Origin of the sequence: Corynebacterium sp. HMSC070H05 (assembly GCF_001837615.1) — a bacterium.
GTDB lineage: Bacteria > Actinomycetota > Actinomycetes > Mycobacteriales > Mycobacteriaceae > Corynebacterium > Corynebacterium coyleae.
This window is the reverse complement of record NZ_KV833345.1, coordinates 1-17,946: the sequence shown is the minus strand read 5'-3', so window position 1 is coordinate 17,946 and position 17,946 is coordinate 1. Positions and strand designations below refer to the sequence as shown.

The 17,946-nt window shown below is 60.7% G+C and carries 13 protein-coding genes; 9 read left to right on the top strand and 4 right to left on the bottom strand.

Annotated features, from left to right (window positions below):
- Positions 1–447: 447 nt before the first annotated feature.
- The 8 genes from cas3 to cas2e are packed head-to-tail and all read left to right on the top strand — an operon-like array spanning position 448 to position 9,566.
- A complete protein-coding gene (gene cas3, locus HMPREF2617_RS11155; protein ID WP_246821739.1) occupies positions 448–3,264 on the top strand; it encodes a CRISPR-associated helicase Cas3' in 2,817 nt (938 codons plus the stop codon).
- A gap of 56 nt (positions 3,265–3,320) precedes the next feature.
- Positions 3,321–5,069 carry a type I-E CRISPR-associated protein Cse1/CasA gene (casA, locus tag HMPREF2617_RS11150; RefSeq protein WP_070840747.1) on the top strand — a complete coding sequence of 583 codons (1,749 nt, stop codon included), beginning with the start codon at positions 3,321–3,323 and terminating at the stop codon, positions 5,067–5,069.
- The gene (gene casB / locus HMPREF2617_RS11145) at positions 5,066–5,710 is read left to right on the top strand and encodes a type I-E CRISPR-associated protein Cse2/CasB (protein ID WP_070840746.1); all 645 of its coding nucleotides are present in this window, start codon (positions 5,066–5,068) and stop codon (positions 5,708–5,710) included. The genes casA and casB overlap by 4 nt, the downstream gene beginning before the upstream one ends.
- 23 nt (positions 5,711–5,733) lie before the next feature.
- The gene (gene cas7e, locus HMPREF2617_RS11140; RefSeq protein WP_070840745.1) at positions 5,734–6,864 is read left to right on the top strand and encodes a type I-E CRISPR-associated protein Cas7/Cse4/CasC; all 1,131 of its coding nucleotides are present in this window, start codon (positions 5,734–5,736) and stop codon (positions 6,862–6,864) included.
- The gene (gene cas5e, locus HMPREF2617_RS11135; RefSeq protein ID WP_070840744.1) at positions 6,864–7,586 is read left to right on the top strand and encodes a type I-E CRISPR-associated protein Cas5/CasD; all 723 of its coding nucleotides are present in this window, start codon (positions 6,864–6,866) and stop codon (positions 7,584–7,586) included. Before cas7e ends, cas5e begins: the two co-directional genes overlap by 1 nt.
- Positions 7,583–8,284, top strand: a complete 702-nt coding sequence (gene cas6e / locus HMPREF2617_RS11130) for a type I-E CRISPR-associated protein Cas6/Cse3/CasE (protein ID WP_070840743.1) — start codon at positions 7,583–7,585, stop codon at positions 8,282–8,284. The genes cas5e and cas6e overlap by 4 nt, the downstream gene beginning before the upstream one ends.
- Positions 8,285–8,334: 50 nt before the next feature.
- Positions 8,335–9,225, top strand: a complete 891-nt coding sequence (cas1e, locus tag HMPREF2617_RS11125) for a type I-E CRISPR-associated endonuclease Cas1e (protein WP_070840742.1) — start codon at positions 8,335–8,337, stop codon at positions 9,223–9,225.
- Entirely contained in the window at positions 9,222–9,566 is a 345-nt protein-coding gene (gene cas2e / locus HMPREF2617_RS11120) for a type I-E CRISPR-associated endoribonuclease Cas2e (RefSeq protein ID WP_070840741.1), read from the top strand. Before cas1e ends, cas2e begins: the two co-directional genes overlap by 4 nt.
- Before the next feature lie 146 nt (positions 9,567–9,712).
- Here the strand turns inward: cas2e and HMPREF2617_RS11115 are convergent, their stop codons facing one another.
- Both HMPREF2617_RS11115 and HMPREF2617_RS11110 read right to left on the bottom strand, forming a co-directional pair.
- The gene (locus tag HMPREF2617_RS11115; protein WP_070840740.1) at positions 9,713–10,633 is read right to left on the bottom strand and encodes an ornithine cyclodeaminase family protein; all 921 of its coding nucleotides are present in this window, start codon (positions 10,631–10,633) and stop codon (positions 9,713–9,715) included.
- A 70-nt stretch (positions 10,634–10,703) separates the two neighbouring features.
- Positions 10,704–14,831 carry a chymotrypsin family serine protease gene (locus HMPREF2617_RS11110; protein ID WP_070840739.1) on the bottom strand — a complete coding sequence of 1,376 codons (4,128 nt, stop codon included), beginning with the start codon at positions 14,829–14,831 and terminating at the stop codon, positions 10,704–10,706.
- A 201-nt stretch (positions 14,832–15,032) separates the two neighbouring features.
- On the opposite strand from HMPREF2617_RS11110, the gene HMPREF2617_RS11105 reads away from it, so the two are divergent.
- Positions 15,033–15,317, top strand: a complete 285-nt coding sequence (locus HMPREF2617_RS11105; RefSeq protein ID WP_070840738.1) for a hypothetical protein — start codon at positions 15,033–15,035, stop codon at positions 15,315–15,317.
- 12 nt (positions 15,318–15,329) lie between these two features.
- On the opposite strand, the gene HMPREF2617_RS11100 is transcribed toward HMPREF2617_RS11105, so the two are convergent.
- Together HMPREF2617_RS11100 and HMPREF2617_RS11090 are read right to left on the bottom strand one after the other, a co-directional pair.
- Positions 15,330–16,043, bottom strand: a complete 714-nt coding sequence (locus HMPREF2617_RS11100; RefSeq protein ID WP_070840737.1) for a hypothetical protein — start codon at positions 16,041–16,043, stop codon at positions 15,330–15,332.
- A gap of 656 nt (positions 16,044–16,699) precedes the next feature.
- Positions 16,700–17,917, bottom strand: coding sequence for an amidohydrolase (locus HMPREF2617_RS11090; protein WP_070840736.1), 1,218 nt, complete (start codon positions 17,915–17,917; stop codon positions 16,700–16,702).
- Positions 17,918–17,946: the final 29 nt, after the last annotated feature.

Sequence of the window (17,946 nt, the reverse complement as noted above, 5' to 3'; positions counted from 1 at the left end):
GGCTCATCCCCGCGAGTGCGGGGCAGACCTTCTCGATGATGACCCGGCGCGCGGCGACCGGGGCTCATCCCCGCGAGTGCGGGGCAGACGTATCCCAGGCGCCGCGGGCGGCCTCGGCAAAAGGCTCATCCCCGCGAGTGCGGGGCAGACCCTTCGCGACCAGCAACGCTGCACCAATCGAAAGGGTTAAGGAGCCAACTTCGTCGAGCCACCTATTAAGGTACCCCGCTAACGCGGGGAATGTTGTTGCCGCCCTTTCACTACGGCTCATCCCTGCACAACAGGGACACACGCGGATCTTAGTGCATCTGCTTCTCATCCATATCTCGCTCGATCCAATTAGTGGAAGGTGGGCATTCGGGATACAGATCCCCCAAACTTCTGCTACGCTCTCGAACTAACAGCAGTTCTCTTGGAATTCACATGACAAACATGGAGGTGACAAACATGGCAGACACGGCTCGTCGCCAAGATCATTTCGAAGCATCGATTGATTCGTTCGTCGATGGGCTTAGCCCGCAAGCGCGGTCGCTGTGGGCGAAGTCTGGCGACGAAACCGGCTACCTCAGCTTGGCCCAGCATCTAATCGACTCCGCCTGCACCGCTGCTGCGGTTTATGACACCTGGGTGTCGGATTCCCTCAAAGAGAATCTTGCACAGAACTTGAACCTATCCGTTGAGGAAGTCCGACGCCTCTACATTTGGCTCGCTGGAAATCACGACCTCGGCAAGGCGACCCTTACTTTCCTGAGTCAGCTCGACATGAAACCCGAGTTCAGGCACCTCCTTTCACGCGTCGCTGATGCGGGGCTCCCCATCACCATGAGCAAGCTTGAAGCGAGCAGAAAGTCGATGCCACACAGCATTAGTTCGGGTTTGATCCTCCGGAACTGGTTGGAGCAGAAGGGGTTCTCGCGCCGTCAGGCTAACTGGGTGTCGTCGACAGTGGATGCTCACCACGGGGTGCCGTCGGGCCCAGAGCGCGACGCCATTGACACCGTGCTTTCGGAGTACCCGGCCGAATGGCGTGCGGTTCACAACGAACTCATCAACGCAATGACAGAAACCGTCGGCGTTCACGATGTGCTGGAGTCCCTGAAGTCGCGGCGCAACCTCTTCGCGGCGGAAGCGCAGATCCTCACCGGGCTGATTGTGATGGCGGACTGGATCGCGTCGAACCCCGATGCGTTCCCGATGGTTGTCGCCGGCACCCAGACGCAGCGTGCGGAAACCGGCATGCGCGCCATCGATCTCACCGTGCCATGGAGCCCCGCGCAATTTAACGACGACACCCACGCCCTGTTCCGCAGCTCATTCGGCTGGCCTTCGACCTTCCAGGCAAGGCCGATCCAACAGGCCATGGCCGACGTGGCAAAAACATGCACCGAGCCGACTTTGATCATCCTGGAGGCGGAGACGGGTGTGGGCAAGACGGAGGCCGCGCTTGCAGCCGCGCAGATCATCGCCGCCTCAAACGGGGCCCAAGGGATCTACTTTGCCGCCCCCACCATGGCAACAGCGAACGGCCTTTTGGAACGCACGATGAATTGGGCTCGCAACACGACCGACACGGGCACAGTGTCGTCGCTTTACCTCGCCCACTCCAAGAACCAACTCTCCAAACCGTATCGTGAACTGCGGTTTAGGGGTGTCAACGAGGACGCGGCCGATCCCGCCGCGCACGGCGACGTCGTTGCCAGTTCTTGGATGAGTGGGCGCCGCCGCGGGCTTCTCTCAAACATCGTGGTTGGCACCGTCGACCAGGTGCTCATGCTTGCACTGCGACAGCGGTATTCGATGCTCCGTCACGCGGCACTCGCCGGCAAGATCATCATTTTCGATGAAATTCACTCTTACGGGGCGTATACATCGGATTACCTCGCCACCACGTTGGAGTGGCTCGCGCACTACGGCGCGACGGTCATCCTGATGTCGGCAACGCTACCTTCCGCAGAGCGCGAGAAACTCATCGCGGCCTACACCAGCAATCCCGTCGAAGAGCACTCAGACGCGTACCCGCTCATTACCGTGGCCAGCGAAAACTCCCTGCGCTACGTCACACCGGAGCAGAGCCCGACGAATCTCGAAGCGCGCATCGCGATTATCGACGACACCATCACCGCCCTGGAAGAACTCCTCGAGCCTTTGCTTGTCGACGGCGGCGTCGCCCTCATCATCTGCAACACCATCGCCCGAGCCCAGGAGGCGTATGGCGCGCTCAGTGCTGCTTACCCCGGCGAGGTTGAACTCCACCACGCAGGCTTTATGGCGTGGCAGCGCTCGGAGAAGGAAGACCGGATGCGCCAGGAGCTTGGGCCGGACAGCCACCGTGACGAAGGCCGGCCTTGGCGGAAGATCGTCGTCGCAACGCAGGTTGCCGAGCAAAGTCTGGACATCGACGCCGATGTCCTTGTCACCGATCTCGCCCCGATGGACCTGATCATCCAACGCATCGGACGTCTCCACCGGCACGGACGCCCGGAGTCGGATCGTCCGGAACAACTGCGTGAACCACAGGTGTTCATCCGAGCGATCGAAAGCCTGGAGCCAGCACCGGTAATCAACTCGGGCGCCAACGCGGTTTATGACCCGCTCATTCTGCTGAAAACTCTGAAGCAGTTGCCGACCGAATTTAAGCGACCTGACGACGTCGCCGCACTCGTCCAGTCCACATACAGCGACGATCACGAGGTCCCTGAAGGATGGGAGGAGGTGTGGGCAGAGGCGTCGTCGCAAAGCGAACAGCGCATCGATCGTGCCCATCAACGTTCGAAGTCTTTCCGGATTGATTCGCCACTTGACACGAATAGGCTGTACGGCCTTTTCGGTGATCTCACCAAGGCAACGATTCAACTTGGTGATGAGGAAAAAGGCGCCGCCCAAGTTCGCGACGCTGAGCCGACGGTGGAAGTCATTCCGATACAACAGATGGGCGATTACTACACACCATTTGACCGGGAAGATCAGATCGTCAGCGAAACGCCGCTGAACTACAACCAGGCATTCCAACTCGCGTCAAGCACGGTTCGCCTGCCGCTGAGGATGACACGATTCGATACTGATTTTGATGCCGTAGTTGATGCACTCGAGCGTTCCACCCCCATGGAGTGGAACAACCACTACCTGCTGAAGGGACAACTTGCACTCTCGTTGGACGCGAACGGCGAGGCTGTCTTGGGCAGATTCAGAGTCAAATACTCACCCGAACTCGGTCTAGAAAACATGTTCGATACCGGCGGCCCTGATGTCGGAAGAGGAAGTTAAATGAAAACCAAACCACACCACACACCAACACGAAGAAAGCGAAGGAGGTTGAAGAAATGAGCCAACATCCACAAACTCCGCCATCGTTTAACTTGCTGGATGAGCCATGGATCATTTGCACGACCAACGATGGCCCCGCAACATTAAGCATCCGAGAAATCTTCGACGGTAGTGCAACACCCGTCGCGGTCCTTGGGGATTCACCGACCCAGGACTACGCCGTTCTTCGCCTGTTGCTCGCAATCTTCTGGCGAGCCCACCACCAAGCCGTAACAAAGCAGCTCAGCACCAAGGCTGGGCGGCAGAATTTCCGGTGGGAGGATTGGTTCGTCGATACGCGGCAAGCCCTGCTTGACCAAGGACGCGATGAGACCGTCTTGGACTACCTGACACAGCATGAATCGCGCTTTGATCTGCTGCATGAGGAAACCCCATTTATGCAGGTAGCAGGCCTTCACACAAAGAAGGGTACAAGGGCGGATGTCTCCCGCATCGTCCCCGATGCTGAGCATGATTACTTCACCATGCGCACCCATGAGGGACGATCGAAACTCTCGTTCGCGGAAGCCGCGAGGTGGCTCGTCCATGCACAGGCGTACGACTACTCGGGCATCAAATCCGGCGCTGAAGGAGATCCGCGAGTCAAAGGTGGGCGAGGTTACCCAATCGGGACCGGCTGGTCCGGCATGACAGGAGGCACCGTCATTCGCGGCACCACGTTGCTGGAAACGCTACTGCTGAACTCGACTCCCGAAGCCATCTACCTAGACAACGCCGGCGACCATCCTGTGTGGGAACGGGAACCGGATACTCCGAGCCAGCGCAATGATCGCGCTGGGAAGATTGCAAAACCGGATGCCCCGTCCCCACATGGGCCTGCGGATCTTGCCACGTGGCAATCGCGGCGAATCCGTCTGTTCACGGAAGGCGATTCGGTTGTCAACGTCCTGGTCAGCAACGGCGATCAGATCCCGGACGCAGGCAAGAATGTGTACGGCGATCCAATGACCCCCTACCGGTACAGCCCCAACCAATCGAAGAAGGGGATTGAGGCCTACTATCCGCGCCCATATGACACGATGCGCACCATGTGGCGCTCCCTAGACGCGCTGATCGCCACAGGTTCTGATCCAGGCTTCGGTGGAAAGAATCTCGCACCCAAACGACCCTCGAACCTGGTGAACCTCTCCAATATCGCGGACGACCAGGGAACGGAAGAAGTCGCTGACCTCCACATCGTTTCCATGGAATACGGGCCACAGAGCTCAACCGTAGGCACGATCGTCAGCGCAAACATGGGACTCCCGCTACAACTGTTGCAGGACGACTCGCTGTCCGCAGCCCACCGCCAATACGTACGCGACGCTGCCGAAGCAACAAAGGACGCCGCGATCTCACTCGGCTGGTTTGCCGGCCAACTCAAGGTCGCAGCAGGTGGAGAATACGTTTTCGATGCCGACACGGCAGACCGCCTGTACACCGTCCTCGAGCCGAAATTCCTGTCCTGGCTGCGGAATCTGGACCTGTCGCAGATGGGTACGGAAGCGACTGCTTGGCAGGTCGAAATTGAGAAGCAGGTACTCCACATTGCGGACGAAGCCATTCGTGGTGCAGGGCAGAGGGCACTCGTTGGCCGAGTCGTCGATGCACAAGACGACGACTCTGGGCGAATTGTCAACGCTGGTTCTCTGTACCGGCAGTTGCGTTACCGCCTGAGCAAGGACCTGCCTCTGATCAAACGAGACAAGCCGACCGATCGGACTCGATCCGCCAAGGCCCCCGTGGCACAAGGAGAATCAGCATGACAAAACCCACACTTCACATCAGTATTGGCAGCACCGTTTCATACCTCCAACGAAACTATCTAGACCGAGCAGAGACCGCAGCTGGTGCAGACGCACGACGCGTCCTTGCGGAACTCCGACAAAGCGCGGCACGCAGTTTCGACGCCGATCCGTTAGCGCTGCAAAGGGTGCTGATGCTGCTCGAGCCGCCCCTCAGCGAGGATGAGCTCGGCCACGGCGATGCGCCCTCCCCATCGGAACTTGCGGCATATAACGCGCTGACTTTGTTCGCTCAGCACATGCAAAGCGCAACCAAACCAGTGCACACAACGGAATGCTCATTCGCACGCGCATGTGGCCGCCTGCAGACGCTCAGCGAATCCAACTCGATCAAACCCCGGTTTGACGCAATGCAATCCGCGCGCGACGAAGCATCACGCGTGCTGCACTTGCGATCGCTTGTGACGCTTCTGCGAAGCAAGGAACTCGCATTCGATTACGGCAGTTTCGCCCGAGACCTGCGGTCGCTTCAGTACCCATCGCGTCGCGACGGTGTCCTGCTCCGCTGGGGTAGGGACTACGCAGTCGGAACGCTTCGACCCAAGGCACAGCGCGCTGCTGAAGCCGAACCAGACATCACCTCCCCCTTCGCCACCTCTTAGACACACACAAAGAAAGGTTCATCATGTCCATCGTTATTGATATCCACGCACTGCAGACCGTTCCGCCGTCCCTGATCAACCGAGATGACACCGGTGCACCGAAGTCCGCGGTCTTCGGCGGTGTCCCACGTCAGCGCGTGTCGTCGCAATCCTGGAAGCGCGCCATCCGCCGCTACTTTGAAGACAACTTTGATGCTGAGCAGATTGGTGATCGCTCCAAGCGCCTCCCCGAAAAGATCGCCCTGCGCCTCGAAAAGGCGGGGCTCGAACAGGACGAAGCAATCAAGCGCGTCGAAGACCTGTTCAAAGCTGCTGGCATCAAGACCGCGGTTGAGAAGCCGAAGAAGAATGACGACTCGGAAGACCAGCCCAGCCCGTACCCGCGCACTGGCTACCTGTTGTTCCTCAGCCAGCAGCAGATCGATCGTGCGGTAGAAGAACTGCTCGCACGGGATGGTGAAAAGCCATCCAAGGGCGAGGCCAAGGCAATCCTCGACACTGATCACTCGGTGGATATGGCAATGTTCGGCCGTATGGTCGCCGACGATGCTGCCTACAACGTGGATGCATCGGTTCAGGTCGCACACGCCATCGGCATCCACGGTTCGACCCCGGACTTCGACTACTTCACCGCAGTGGACGATCTTGCCGAGGAAGGCGAAGAAACCGGTGCCGGCATGATCGGCACGGTCCAGATGATGTCGTCGACAATGTACCGCTACGCCACGATTAACTTCGAGGGTCTCCAAAAGAACCTGGAGTCCGTTGATGCTGCTCGCCTCGCTGTCCAGCACTTCATTGAAGCATTCGTGAGCTCTATGCCTACTGGCAAGATCAACACCTTTGCCAACCAAACCCTGCCGGAGCTCGTGTACGTGGCCGTCCGCGACACCCGACCGGTCTCCCTGGTCAATGCATTCGAGGTTCCGGTCGAGGCAGACCAGGGTACATCTCGTCGCAAGGCAGCAGCGGATCGTCTTGCACAGGAGGCACGTGATGTTGAGTCCGTCTACGGATTCAAGCCGCTCGCAGCGTACGTCATGGGAATCGGGGAGACGGCCGACTCGTTCACCGAAATCGCAGAGAAGACCACGCTGCAAGACCTGACGAAGAACATCAACGAAGTTCTCGATCGCGTCGTAGGTGACCAGTAATGACGCACTCGTTACTTCTCCTCCTCAAAGGACCGATGCAGTCCTGGGGTGATGAAAGCAGGTACAAGACGCGAGCGACTGCGACGACCCCAACGAAGTCGGGGATCGTCGGGCTGATTGCAGCCGCTCAAGGGCGTCGTCGCACCGATGACATCGAGGACCTTGCCAAGCTGCGCCTGGCGGTCCGCGTTGATCAATCCGGCAGCTTGCTGCGCGATTATCAGACCGCTCAGCCTTGGCAGACGCGCCCGCAAGACGCAGCACAGCTGGTCACCCGCTACTTCCTCTCCGACGCAGCGTTTGTAGCCGCTGTGGAGCACGAAGACCGCGCGCTTCTGGAGAGCATGGCTGAGGCGCTCCGCAAACCTGCCTACCCGTTGTTTATGGGGCGCCGCTCGTGTCCCGTGCACCCAGGTTTGGTGATCGGTATCGAGGACTCCAACGCTGAAACCGCGCTTCGGAATCACTCGACCTGGTACGCCACCGACATTCTAAAGCGGCAGGCACCGAAAGAGGTGTCGCTCGCGCTGTACCGCGACGCGAACGGTGCTGAACCTGGTGCGATTCCGCGACAGGACGTCCCCCTTTCCTTTGACCCCAAGCACAGGCGCTACGGGTGGCGTGATGTTGTTCGCTGCCACGATGTTGTGCTTGACAACCCACAGGGCGCCGAGACGTCTACCGGTACGGATGAGTTCTTCGAGGCGGTGGTTCGCGCATGACAACGTTGACACGCATCTCCCTCAACCCGGCGCGCAGGCAAGGCGTGAAACTCCTGACCGATCCCCAGGCAATGCACGCTGCAGTCCGTTCCGCTTTTCCGCCTGACATCTCTCAGACGGAAGCGCGAGTGCTTTGGCGGGTAGACAAACGCCCTCATGAGCACGTGCTTTACATCGTTGGCCCGGAGAAGCCGACGGGGGCGCACATTGTCGAGCAGGCCGGCTGGGACACTCGACCTGCTCAGTCTGCCGACTATGAGCGTTTTCTTTCCGCTTTGACCCGGGGCCAACGTTGGCGTTTCGAGCTCGTCGCCAACCCCACGTACTCCGAACCCCGTGAAGGAAAGCGTGGCAAGGTGAAGCCTCATGTGTCTGCGCACAATCAGCTCAACTGGCTGTACAAGCAGTCCGAGCGTGCTGGTTTCTCTCTAGCACCGCGTATCGACGACAACGTCACCGACGAGGAACGAGCCCGCTGGAACGTCGCAGAGCAACCACAGGTACTTGAACGGTGGACCGACGTATTCCGGCGCGACAAGAAGTCCCGCAATGTTCCACCGGTTCGTATCTCCAAGGCACGGTTCGTGGGCACGCTCGAGGTAACCGACCCCGAGCAGCTGCGAACCACCCTGACGCAAGGAATCGGCCGCGGGCGAGCCTACGGTTGTGGCCTGCTCACCCTCGCCCCGGTGAAATAGTGTCTCCCACCCCGCAGGAAGTGCCCATCACGAGACAAGCGTTGTCTCAGATGGGCAGTCGGATCTCGTTTCTGTATGTCGAGCGTGCCGTCGTGAACCGTGACGGCAACGCGCTCACCATTACAGACAAACGGGGCGTTGCCCATGTCGCCGCGACACAACTGGCAGTTCTGCTCCTCGGCCCCGGCACCAGGATTACCTACGCGGCGATGGCACTGCTTGGCGATGCCGGCGTTTCCACCGTGTGGGTAGGGGAGCGGGGCGTGCGTTACTACGCGAGTGGGCGTCCGCCGGCAAAGTCGTCGCGAATGGCGGAACTCCAGGCAGAGATTGTGACGAACCAGCGGAAGCGCCTCGCGTGCGCCAAGCGCATGTACGGTCTGCGTTTCCCTGGCGAGGACCTCACCGGGCTTTCTATGGCAAAGCTCCGTGGACGCGAAGGTGCACGGATGAAGAAGATCTACGCCCGTGAAGCCGAACGCGTTGGCATCAGGTGGAACCGACGCTCGTACGACCCAAACGATTACGACTCTTCCGATCCCATCAACCAAGCGTTGACCTCCGCGAGCTCGGCTCTGTACGGCATTGCGCACGCGGTAATCGTTGGCCTTGGCTTTGTGCCTGCACTTGGGGTTGTACACAACGGAACCGACCGTGCGTTTGTGTACGACATCGCAGACCTTTACAAAGCGGAAATCGCAATTCCTGCAGCCTTTGATGCTGTCGTCTCCGATCCGATGAAACCCGGCGTCACCGTGCGACGACTCGTGCGCGACGCGGTGGTGGACAAGCGCCTCATGCCGAGGATGGTCAAAGACCTCAAGTACGTCATGGACGTAACTGACGACGACACCTTCTCGGATGCCGAACTGTATCTGTGGAGCGAACTCGAAGTCATCGCAGCCGGTGTGAACTGGTCAGAACGCGAGACCGCGCCATGATGGTTCTCGTCGTCACCGCATGCCCGGCCGGTCTGCGCGGAGACCTGACCAAATGGCTGATGGAGATCGCCCCCGGCACCTTCGTTGGCAAGCCGTCCGCGAGAATCCGCGAGCTGCTTTGGCAGCGAACGACCGAACTGGTTAAGGATGGCCGCGCGTTGCTGGTCTACTCCAGCAACAACGAACAAGGCATGGAGTTTCGCACGCACCGTTATGACTGGGTCCCCACCGACTTCGACGGGCTCACGCTCATGGTGCGCCCGGAAGCCTCGAAAGGCTACACGCGTCGAACCGGGTGGAGCACCGCCAGACGCCAACGGAAGCGTTACAAATCCCGGTAGGAGATTGAGCTTCGGTCGCCTCAGCACTCCTTAAGACGCAATCTCCAATAATTGCTAGGGCTGCTATTTTTGCAGCCTCTATAACTAGTTAGTGACTGCAAAAATATCTCTTTAGGTAATCTTTGCAGCACGAATGCTAACCCCGCCTATTTCTCCGCGCACCGCCCCGCCAACGCCCGCGCCACCGCGAGGTCCTGCCACGGCATGCCAACCGTCTTGAACACGATGCGCCGATTCATGTCCAGCGTGACATCACCACGTACCACATCCACCATCGGGGTCACGTCGTCCCAGTTCAGCGCACCTTTCTCAACGGCAATCGCGACATCGCCAGCTTCACGCTGTGCAGCACCCGGATCCTCAACGATCACCTGCGCACCGGTCAGCACGTCCTCGTGCAGTTCACGCGTATCGGTAGTGTGTGCACCAACGGCAAGCACGATCACGTCCTCGCGCAACGCCTCCACCGACAGGATCGGCTCTGGTGACGACGTCGCCGTCACCACGAGCCCAGCCTTCCCCACAGCTTCATCCGCCGCTGGGGTGCCGGTCTCTACCCACTCGTACGGGAATTCCTCCGGCTCGTTCCGCGAGACAAACGTGAACGACACATCGCGCATACCAGCCAGCACGTCTGCGATGGTCTCCGCGTGCCCAATCCCCTGCGCACCGGTACCAAAGATGACCACGTCCAGCGGTTCCGACGACGCTCGCAACAGATCAACCACACCAGCTACCGACACCGCCGGTGTCCGCAACGTCGTCAACGCCGCCGCATCAATCACCCACTCCGGCGTCAGCGTCTTCCCATCCATGAGCAGGTACGACCCCTGAATGAACGGCACATCAACGTCCGAATCCGTGGGCTGAATCCCGAGCACTTTCACCCCAACAGCACCATCAAGTGCCGACGGCAGCAGGTGCATCTCACCGTGGGGGAGCGCCACCTTCTGCCGTTCCTGGTCGCTCGCTGGGTCGAACCCACCCGTGAGCTCTTCGCGCAGAGCGTCTACCGCTGCCGCTGGCGAAAGCGTTGCCATTGCCTCGTCATAGTCCACGTAACGCATGCGCCACAGTGTATGGATTTTTCGAGGAGGGGAGCAGGTGCCACGAGTTTCAGGAGTCCGCGCCCACTATCTACAGCGGCAGCACCTTCGGCACCGGCGGAAGTCCGAACTTGGTCAGGTCCACTACCTGGGTCGCCAGGAATCCGAGGCCGAGGAGCAGAAGCGGAACAACGATCGCGGCGACAATGCCGCCAGTCGAGCTACCCGAGCCAGAGTCCGAAGCTGAGCTCAAAGCTGAACCACCACCCGGCGCGGGGCTATGTTTCACGTGAAACGGAACGCGATCGCCGTTCGGCTTGTCCACGCTGAAGTAGTTCGCAGTGGCCTTTTGGTAGTAACGCTCCTTGTTCTCAAAGGCGCGGAGGACCTCCGCCACGTTCAACGGCTGGTTGCCGCGCGTAATCATGTCGATGCGCGCACCCGTCTGCACGGCGCCAACACCGTCAGCACCGTCGGCACCATCACCGTCATCGCCACCACCAGCGGAAACCTCCCCGGCGTACACCGCGAGGAAGCCCTTGCCCGGCACCCACACCGGCCCGCCGAGCGCCACCGTTCCATCCGGTTTCGCTTCGTCCGACAGCAGCACCATCGAGCCGTCGTGGCCCAGGTAGGTCCCACAACGCTCGCCGCCAGCGCCAGCGCCACCAGCACCAGCACCAGAGGTACACGCCTTCTCACCAGGCTCCACGGCATCCCACGCGACAATCGCATCGCCGGTCACCGCATTCCGGCCAACGGGCACGTACGGGTTGTTCAGGCGCACGTAACCGAACTTGTTGCGCGCGGTGGTGTCCTCGGCAGGGACCGTCAACGAACCAAGCGGCTCGCCGTGCGCGGTGTACAGCGTCGTGCCCGCCGCGCCGCATTCGGAGGACGTAAAGAGCGTTTGCTTATCGACGAACCCGGCAACGCACACGGCGGTATTGGTGTCGTCGTAAAGCAATGCGCCCTGGTTGAGCGCCGGGTGGGTGGGGAAGGGGACCGGATCGCCCAGGTTGCTGCCGTCCCAGAATCGCGCCTCGGAGCGCTGGAAGAACGCGAATCCGAGCCGGTGCGCCCGGGTGGCCAATTCCACGGCACCCTCGGCGGCGTTGGTGGTAACCATGTCGATGCGGCTGCCCACACCGTCCGCGTCGACGACGCCGACGAAGCCCTTCTCCGGGTTCCACAGTGCGGCACCGGGGTGCGCGGGCGACGGCGCGGTGTGGATGATCTGTGCGCCGTCGAGTCCGATGAACTCGCCACAGCCGCTGGTGGTGCACAACGTGTCGCCATGTGTGAGCGCATCCCACGCTGCGAATGCACCATGCTCGTTGCTGCCTGCGGTCAGGCGGCGGCCCTCTACCTCGACGGTGGCGGCGCCCTTGCCCGGCGCGGCCTTCACCGTGCCCACGAACTCGCCGGCAGCGGTGTACAGCGCCGTGCCCGGCGCGCCGCAGTTGGTGGACACGTAGAGCGTTTGCTTGTCCACGCGGCCGACGTGGCAGGTGGGGTTGCTGGCGTCGTCGTAAAGCAACATGCCCTCATCGATGCGGCGGATGGGGAAGGGGACGGGCTCGCCGGGTCCGCTGGTGTGTGACCAGAAGGTGGCGTCGTTGTGGGCGTAGAAGCGCTCGCCGTTTGCGAATGCCGCGCGGATCTTCGCCGCGTTGGAGTCGGCGGTGGTGTTGGACTCGATCATGTCGGGGCGCGAGCCGATGCCGTCGCGGTGGTACACGCCGACGAGCCCCTTGCCGGGGATCCGTAGCGCGGCGCCCGGGAGGACGCCGGGGAGTGGGTCGGTGAGGACGAGTCGGGAGCCGTCGTAACCCGCAAACGTGCTGCACGCGTCGGCAGCGCACACCTGCGTGCCGGGGGTGAGGTCCTCCCAAGCGACGATCGGCACATCGGTGTTTTCGCCTGCGGACATTAAGTTGCCGGTGATCTCGATCGTGGCCACCTGGTCGCCGGCGTCGGACGCGTTGACTGTCCTACCGACGAAGTCGCCGAGCCGGGTGTACACGTAGCCGTCGCACTCGGAGGAGACCACGAGGTGACCGTCCTCCACGCGGGCGATCTCACACACCGCGTCGCTGTGGAGCTCGCCGTTGTAATCACCGCGGTAGTTGTATAAGCGCTCGCCGGCGGTGAAGGTGCGCTCCGGCCACACCACGCGCTCGGTCGGGTTCAACTCCTCGTCGGCCCACATGGTTGTGGTTTTTTGGTAGAACGGCTCGCCAAGCTCGTACGCCCTGACTGCCTCATTCGTGTTCACGTTGCCACCGTTGGGGTCGTAGACCATGTCGATGCGCATGCCCTGGCCCCAATCGTCCCTGCTCTTGGTCAACACACCGGCGAAACCCTTCCCGGGCACCCACAGCGGGCCGCCCGGGATGGCGTAGTCGCCCTCGAACGGTTCCTTCAGGATCAGGCGTGGCCCGTCCAGCCCAAGCAGGGTGGTGCAGGCCTTGTCACCGCTAGCCTGACCGCTAACTTGACCGCTGCTCGGACCGCTGGTGCAGATCTCGTCGCCAGGCATGATCTCATCCCACGGCACCATACGGTCCGCCTCCGCCATGTTCTTGCCGTCCGCCCAGTAGGTACCGCTGAGCGTGGAGGTTTCTGCGCGGTAGCTCGTGTACGTGTCCCCCTCAACAACAGTGACTTCGCGGCCTACCTGCGTATGGAGGTACATGTGGCCGCAATCGGAGGCGAAGTAGAGGCGGTTTCCCTTGACGTAGCCCACCCGACACACGGGGTTGCCGCTCCAGTCGTACAGGTAATCACCCTGGTTGATCGCCTGTTTCGGGATCGAGATCTCACCGACGCGGAGGCCAAGGTACGTCTCATACAACGGGAAGAGCGAGTAGTAGGGCACGCCGAGTGCAAAGGCACGGAGGATGGCGTCATAGTCGATACTGATTTCGTTGTTGTTATCCGTTTGCGCATACGGGTAGGACGCAGTCGCCACCGACCCGTCTACGGTTCCCCCGGAATAAATACCGACAAGACCGCTGCCGTCCTTCGCCCACACGGGACCGCCGGAGTCACCGGGCTCCCCGTCGACACTCTCGCCCATGACAATGTCCGCGCCATCCACGCCCTTGACCACGCCACAGCGAATCCTCGGTTTGGTGGTTTGACCATACGCACACACCTCGAAGCCTGGCACGATGTCATTGAATGGCACGATCCCGTCGCCAGAAAAGCCGTTCTCGCCCGGCGTTACCCACGGGCTGTCGACCTTGATAAATCCGTGGTCGTTACGGAGCTTTACCCGATCGTCCTCCGGCAGACTTTCATCTTCTTGGTAGGTGGTGGAGTAGGTACCGATGCGTTCGAGGCGGTAGCCGGCGTCGTCGCCAAGCCAAATCTCGTCGCCCTCGCTACCGCAGTGCCCTGAGGAGTACACCACGCCGTCCGCGATGTATCCGATGGTGCACTGGCCTTTACCAGGGTTAATGAGCCTCATGCCCTGGTCCACTCGCGCGGGCCTTTGCGTATCGACGACCACCCCAACCCCCACATCTGGCCCGAACTCCCTCACCTCAGCGTGCTGGGCGTCACCCGAGCGGGTTGCCACGTATTCCGGATCGACCGGGATCGGCGACTCCGCAATCCGGTCCGGGCGCGTGAACACCGAACGGCCATCGACCTCACCGGAGTACAGGCCCACCAGTTCATCGTCATAGGTGTACACGGGTTTGCCGAGTGGCACCTCACCGTCTGGCAGACGTCCCCGCAACACGCCGGTGGTGCCGTCAGCGCCGGCATAAGCAGTCCGGTACCAGTAGTTATCTCTGCCTTCAACCCTCAGAGTGGTGCCGCGCTCTGGATCCTCCTGCGCCAGCTCGTACCGGTTCGCACCCTCGCCGACCTCTAGGTCCAGTTTGATCCAGCCGAAGTCGTTGCGGTGCGTGTCCGGGTCGTACCGGGTTTCAAACATGCCCAGGTAGTTGTAGTCCACGTCCCGGAAGTAGTCGCCGTCCGTGCCGCACTGGCCGGCGGTGAAGGCGTAACCATCCTTCAACCAGCCGACGGCGCACTCCTGACCAGTGTCGACGTTGTAGATCACATCGCCCTGGTCCACCGTGGCCACCTGGGTGGATGGGTTCGGGAGCGCTTGGGCAATCGGTGCGAGCGCCGGGATCATCGGTGCGAGCAGCGTCGCGGTGATCAGCGCTGCAAGGTCGGGGGAGAAGATACGAGCGGTCATGGCAAGCCTTCGCTATGAGTAATGGTGACAAACAAAGATTACAGCTTCCGTCCAGCCTTTTCGCATACTTCACCTGCGAATTTCTGTTTCCAACTATGGTCAGAAGCATCCGCTGGTTGTTCCTTCGAAGAGAGGTAAAACGGATGCACTCCATCGATTCCAACGCGTGTGTATTGGCCCTGTCTCCGGACCAAGAGCCGCGTGACGGTGCTCGAAGGCCGCCCGCTGCCGCTGCCCTTCTTGGATTCCGGCGACGCGGTCTACGCCATCTCCTCCGAGATCGAACTGATGGACGCCGTCAAGGAGTCCACCCGCATGATGCGCGATTGGCTCGTGAGCGTATCCGCGCTCGACGCCACCGACGCCCTCATGCTGCTATCCCTGGTTGGCGACACCCAGATCAGCCAGATCGTCGACCCCCGCATGACTGCTCGCTTCCGCTTGCCCAAAACGATCCTCAAGCAGTGCGGTGTGGAACTGCCGTAGCTAACGGGCAATTCACCATTGCGCATCTGCTTTAGGCGTAGTGAACCCCTTCGGGGGAGTGACGGCAAACCCGAGGTCCCTGAGCGCCTCTGCAGCAGCTTCGGGATGATCTCGGGTTGCCGCAGAAGCCTGTTTAGAAAGCCATACTCGGCGTCGTTCCTGTAGTGCAGGTTCCCATCCTGGCCTCCCGCGGAATCCACATTCGCTGATCACAAAATAGAGGAAGTCCTCAAGCGACGGACGAAAACGCTTTCCTCCCACAGGTAAGTGCAATTCATCTAGGCGGCCCTTCTTCCTCGGGTTGCCTGATTTGTCCTGAAAGTTCTGCATTAACGCTGGACTGAGCAACCCTGCGACCCCTGAGTAGTGGATATGCGCACAGGGCGCGCTGGTGTAGTCACGCTCAAACTCGAAACGTATGCCCGGCGACGTAGCAACCCGCAGTTCGAATTTGCTGCTCTTTACGGCTAGGAACTTCTCCGACGAATCGGATGACAGTTCGTAATTGATAATCACGTGAAAGAGTTGACTGTAGTCTTCCCTGCGCACTGAGCCCTCAGGTTGTCCAGCACCGTGAACGAGAGGAGCCTTGAAATCACCCACCACGATATTCTTGTCGATGTTTAGCTTGGCTTTCGCCTGTAAATCCGCTCTGCATGCCAGCGGCAACGCCTCAAGTAACGTGTCTCTTACGTCGCCGAGAAACCGCCCTGCCGCATCATGCACTCCCAAAACGACCCTCACCGAGCAGTAAGAGAACTGTCTGCAGCTCGTCGTACACGGTCCGCTCATCCTCGCTCAACATGCCGGCATTCGCCAGCACCTTGAGGTCTTGAAATTCAGCATGGGGAAGGCGAGTGGTGGCCCTTAGAGATGCCAAACACTCTCGCTTCCTTTCAAGAAGCTCTTCACTATTGGTGACAGTGATTTCCAATGGCAACTTTCTCGCCTCCGTCTGCTTCTTTCGTAACCAGCAGTTTTATTAACCGACAGTTTAATAGGTGCCGAGAATCTTCAGCACAAAATTAGCACACCTGTTCGCATGACCGCTCGCTTCCGCCTGCCCAAAACGATCCTCAAGCAGTGTGGCGTGGAACTGCCGTAACCGCACCCCACCACCGCAACACCACGCCTTTTACCTGCATGTTTAGCAGTATTTTGCACTAAGACTAGACAAGCCATTTACACATGATCTATATTTGAGCCGGAGCCCCGCCCACGGTTACACCCCCCGAGAACCGGCTGAGCACTCACCCACCCCCCCATTTAGAGTGCGAGAGGCGCGGGCTCCCTTTGGGGGACATAGTCCCCACCCAGGGCCTTCGGGTCCTTTGCAGCGGCCCATGCCCCCCATTGGCCGCTGCATAAATTTTTAAACCCCACTAATCCGCCGAGACCGGCACGGTCAACCAGGCGGAAGCAGCAACGACGACTGCTTCGGTGCCACGGTCGAGTGTGGGCTGGAGATCAGGTGCGAACGCCGGGTTGTGGTTGCCCACGGCGTTGCTCATGTCCGCGAAGCCTCCCAGGCCCCAGTAGGTGTAGGGGACACCGAGCGCGTCGGGGATGATGGAGAAGTCCTCGGAGGCGGGGACGGGGTCGAGGTCGCAGGATTCGTCGCCAAAGTATGCGTCGAAGGCTTCGCGGACGGTGTCGGTGGCGTCCCCGTCGTTGTCGGTGAGTGGGTAGCGGTCGTAGTAGGTGAACTCGGGTTCCTTTGGGCTGCGGGCGGCGACGCATTCGGCGCGCACAATGCGCTCGATGGCTTCCTTGAGGTGCTCGCTGACCTCGCTGCTGTATGCGCGGGTGTTGATGAGCAGTTCGGCGGAGTCCGTTATGATGTTGGACTTCGTGCCCGCGTGGATCGCACCGACGGTCACCACCGCGGTTTCCTTGGCCGCCACTTCGCGCGAGACGATGGTTTGCAGTCGCATCACGATGCTGGAGGCAAGCACGACCGGGTCCACGCCCAATTCCGGCATCGACCCGTGGGAGCCTTTGCCGTGCACCGTGACCTTCACCGAGAACGCAGACGACAGCACCGGTCCGCGTCGCGTGCCCACGTGTCCACCGGGCAGGCTGGCTAGCACGTGCTGGCCGAGGTACACGTCGGGCCGTGGCATTGCCTGTTCCACTCCGGCCTCGAGCATCGCACGGGCACCTTCAGCGGTCTCCTCAGCGGGCTGGAAGACGCCGATAAAGGTGCCGGACCACTGGTCCTTGTGAGCGTTGAACGCCTGCAGCGCGGTGAGCAGCGACATCAGGTGGAAATCGTGACCACATGAGTGGGCGACGGGGACCTCCGCGCCGGTCTTAACGTCAACCTGCGTGGCCGTGGAGGCATAGTCCTTGCCAGAGGCTTCCTTGACCGGCAGCGCATCAATGTCTGCGCGCATGGCCACGACTGGGCCCTCGCCATTATCGACGACCGCCACCACCCCTGTTTCCCCCACACGGGTCACCCGGATACCTGAGGATTCCAGTTCCTTAACGATCCGCTCCGCGGTCGCATGCTCCTGCATGGACAGCTCGGGGTGTTGGTGGAAGTGCTTGTACAGCGCTTCGCGTTCGGTTTGGGTTGACGCGAGGCCACCCAAAATGGGTTAAGCGACAAAATGTGTGTCCGGAA

Excerpts from the sequence above, each read along its gene's own strand:
- cas3 (WP_246821739.1), top strand. The coding sequence starts at position 448 with ATGGCAGACACGGCTCGTCGCCAAGATCATTTCGAAGCATCGATTGAT.
- casA (WP_070840747.1), top strand. The coding sequence starts at position 3,321 with ATGAGCCAACATCCACAAACTCCGCCATCGTTTAACTTGCTGGATGAG.
- casB (WP_070840746.1), top strand. The coding sequence starts at position 5,066 with ATGACAAAACCCACACTTCACATCAGTATTGGCAGCACCGTTTCATAC.
- cas7e (WP_070840745.1), top strand. The coding sequence starts at position 5,734 with ATGTCCATCGTTATTGATATCCACGCACTGCAGACCGTTCCGCCGTCC.
- cas5e (WP_070840744.1), top strand. The coding sequence starts at position 6,864 with ATGACGCACTCGTTACTTCTCCTCCTCAAAGGACCGATGCAGTCCTGG.
- cas6e (WP_070840743.1), top strand. The coding sequence starts at position 7,583 with ATGACAACGTTGACACGCATCTCCCTCAACCCGGCGCGCAGGCAAGGC.
- cas1e (WP_070840742.1), top strand. The coding sequence starts at position 8,335 with ATGGGCAGTCGGATCTCGTTTCTGTATGTCGAGCGTGCCGTCGTGAAC.
- cas2e (WP_070840741.1), top strand. The coding sequence starts at position 9,222 with ATGATGGTTCTCGTCGTCACCGCATGCCCGGCCGGTCTGCGCGGAGAC.
- HMPREF2617_RS11115 (WP_070840740.1), bottom strand. The coding sequence starts at position 10,633 with ATGCGTTACGTGGACTATGACGAGGCAATGGCAACGCTTTCGCCAGCG.
- HMPREF2617_RS11110 (WP_070840739.1), bottom strand. The coding sequence starts at position 14,831 with ATGACCGCTCGTATCTTCTCCCCCGACCTTGCAGCGCTGATCACCGCG.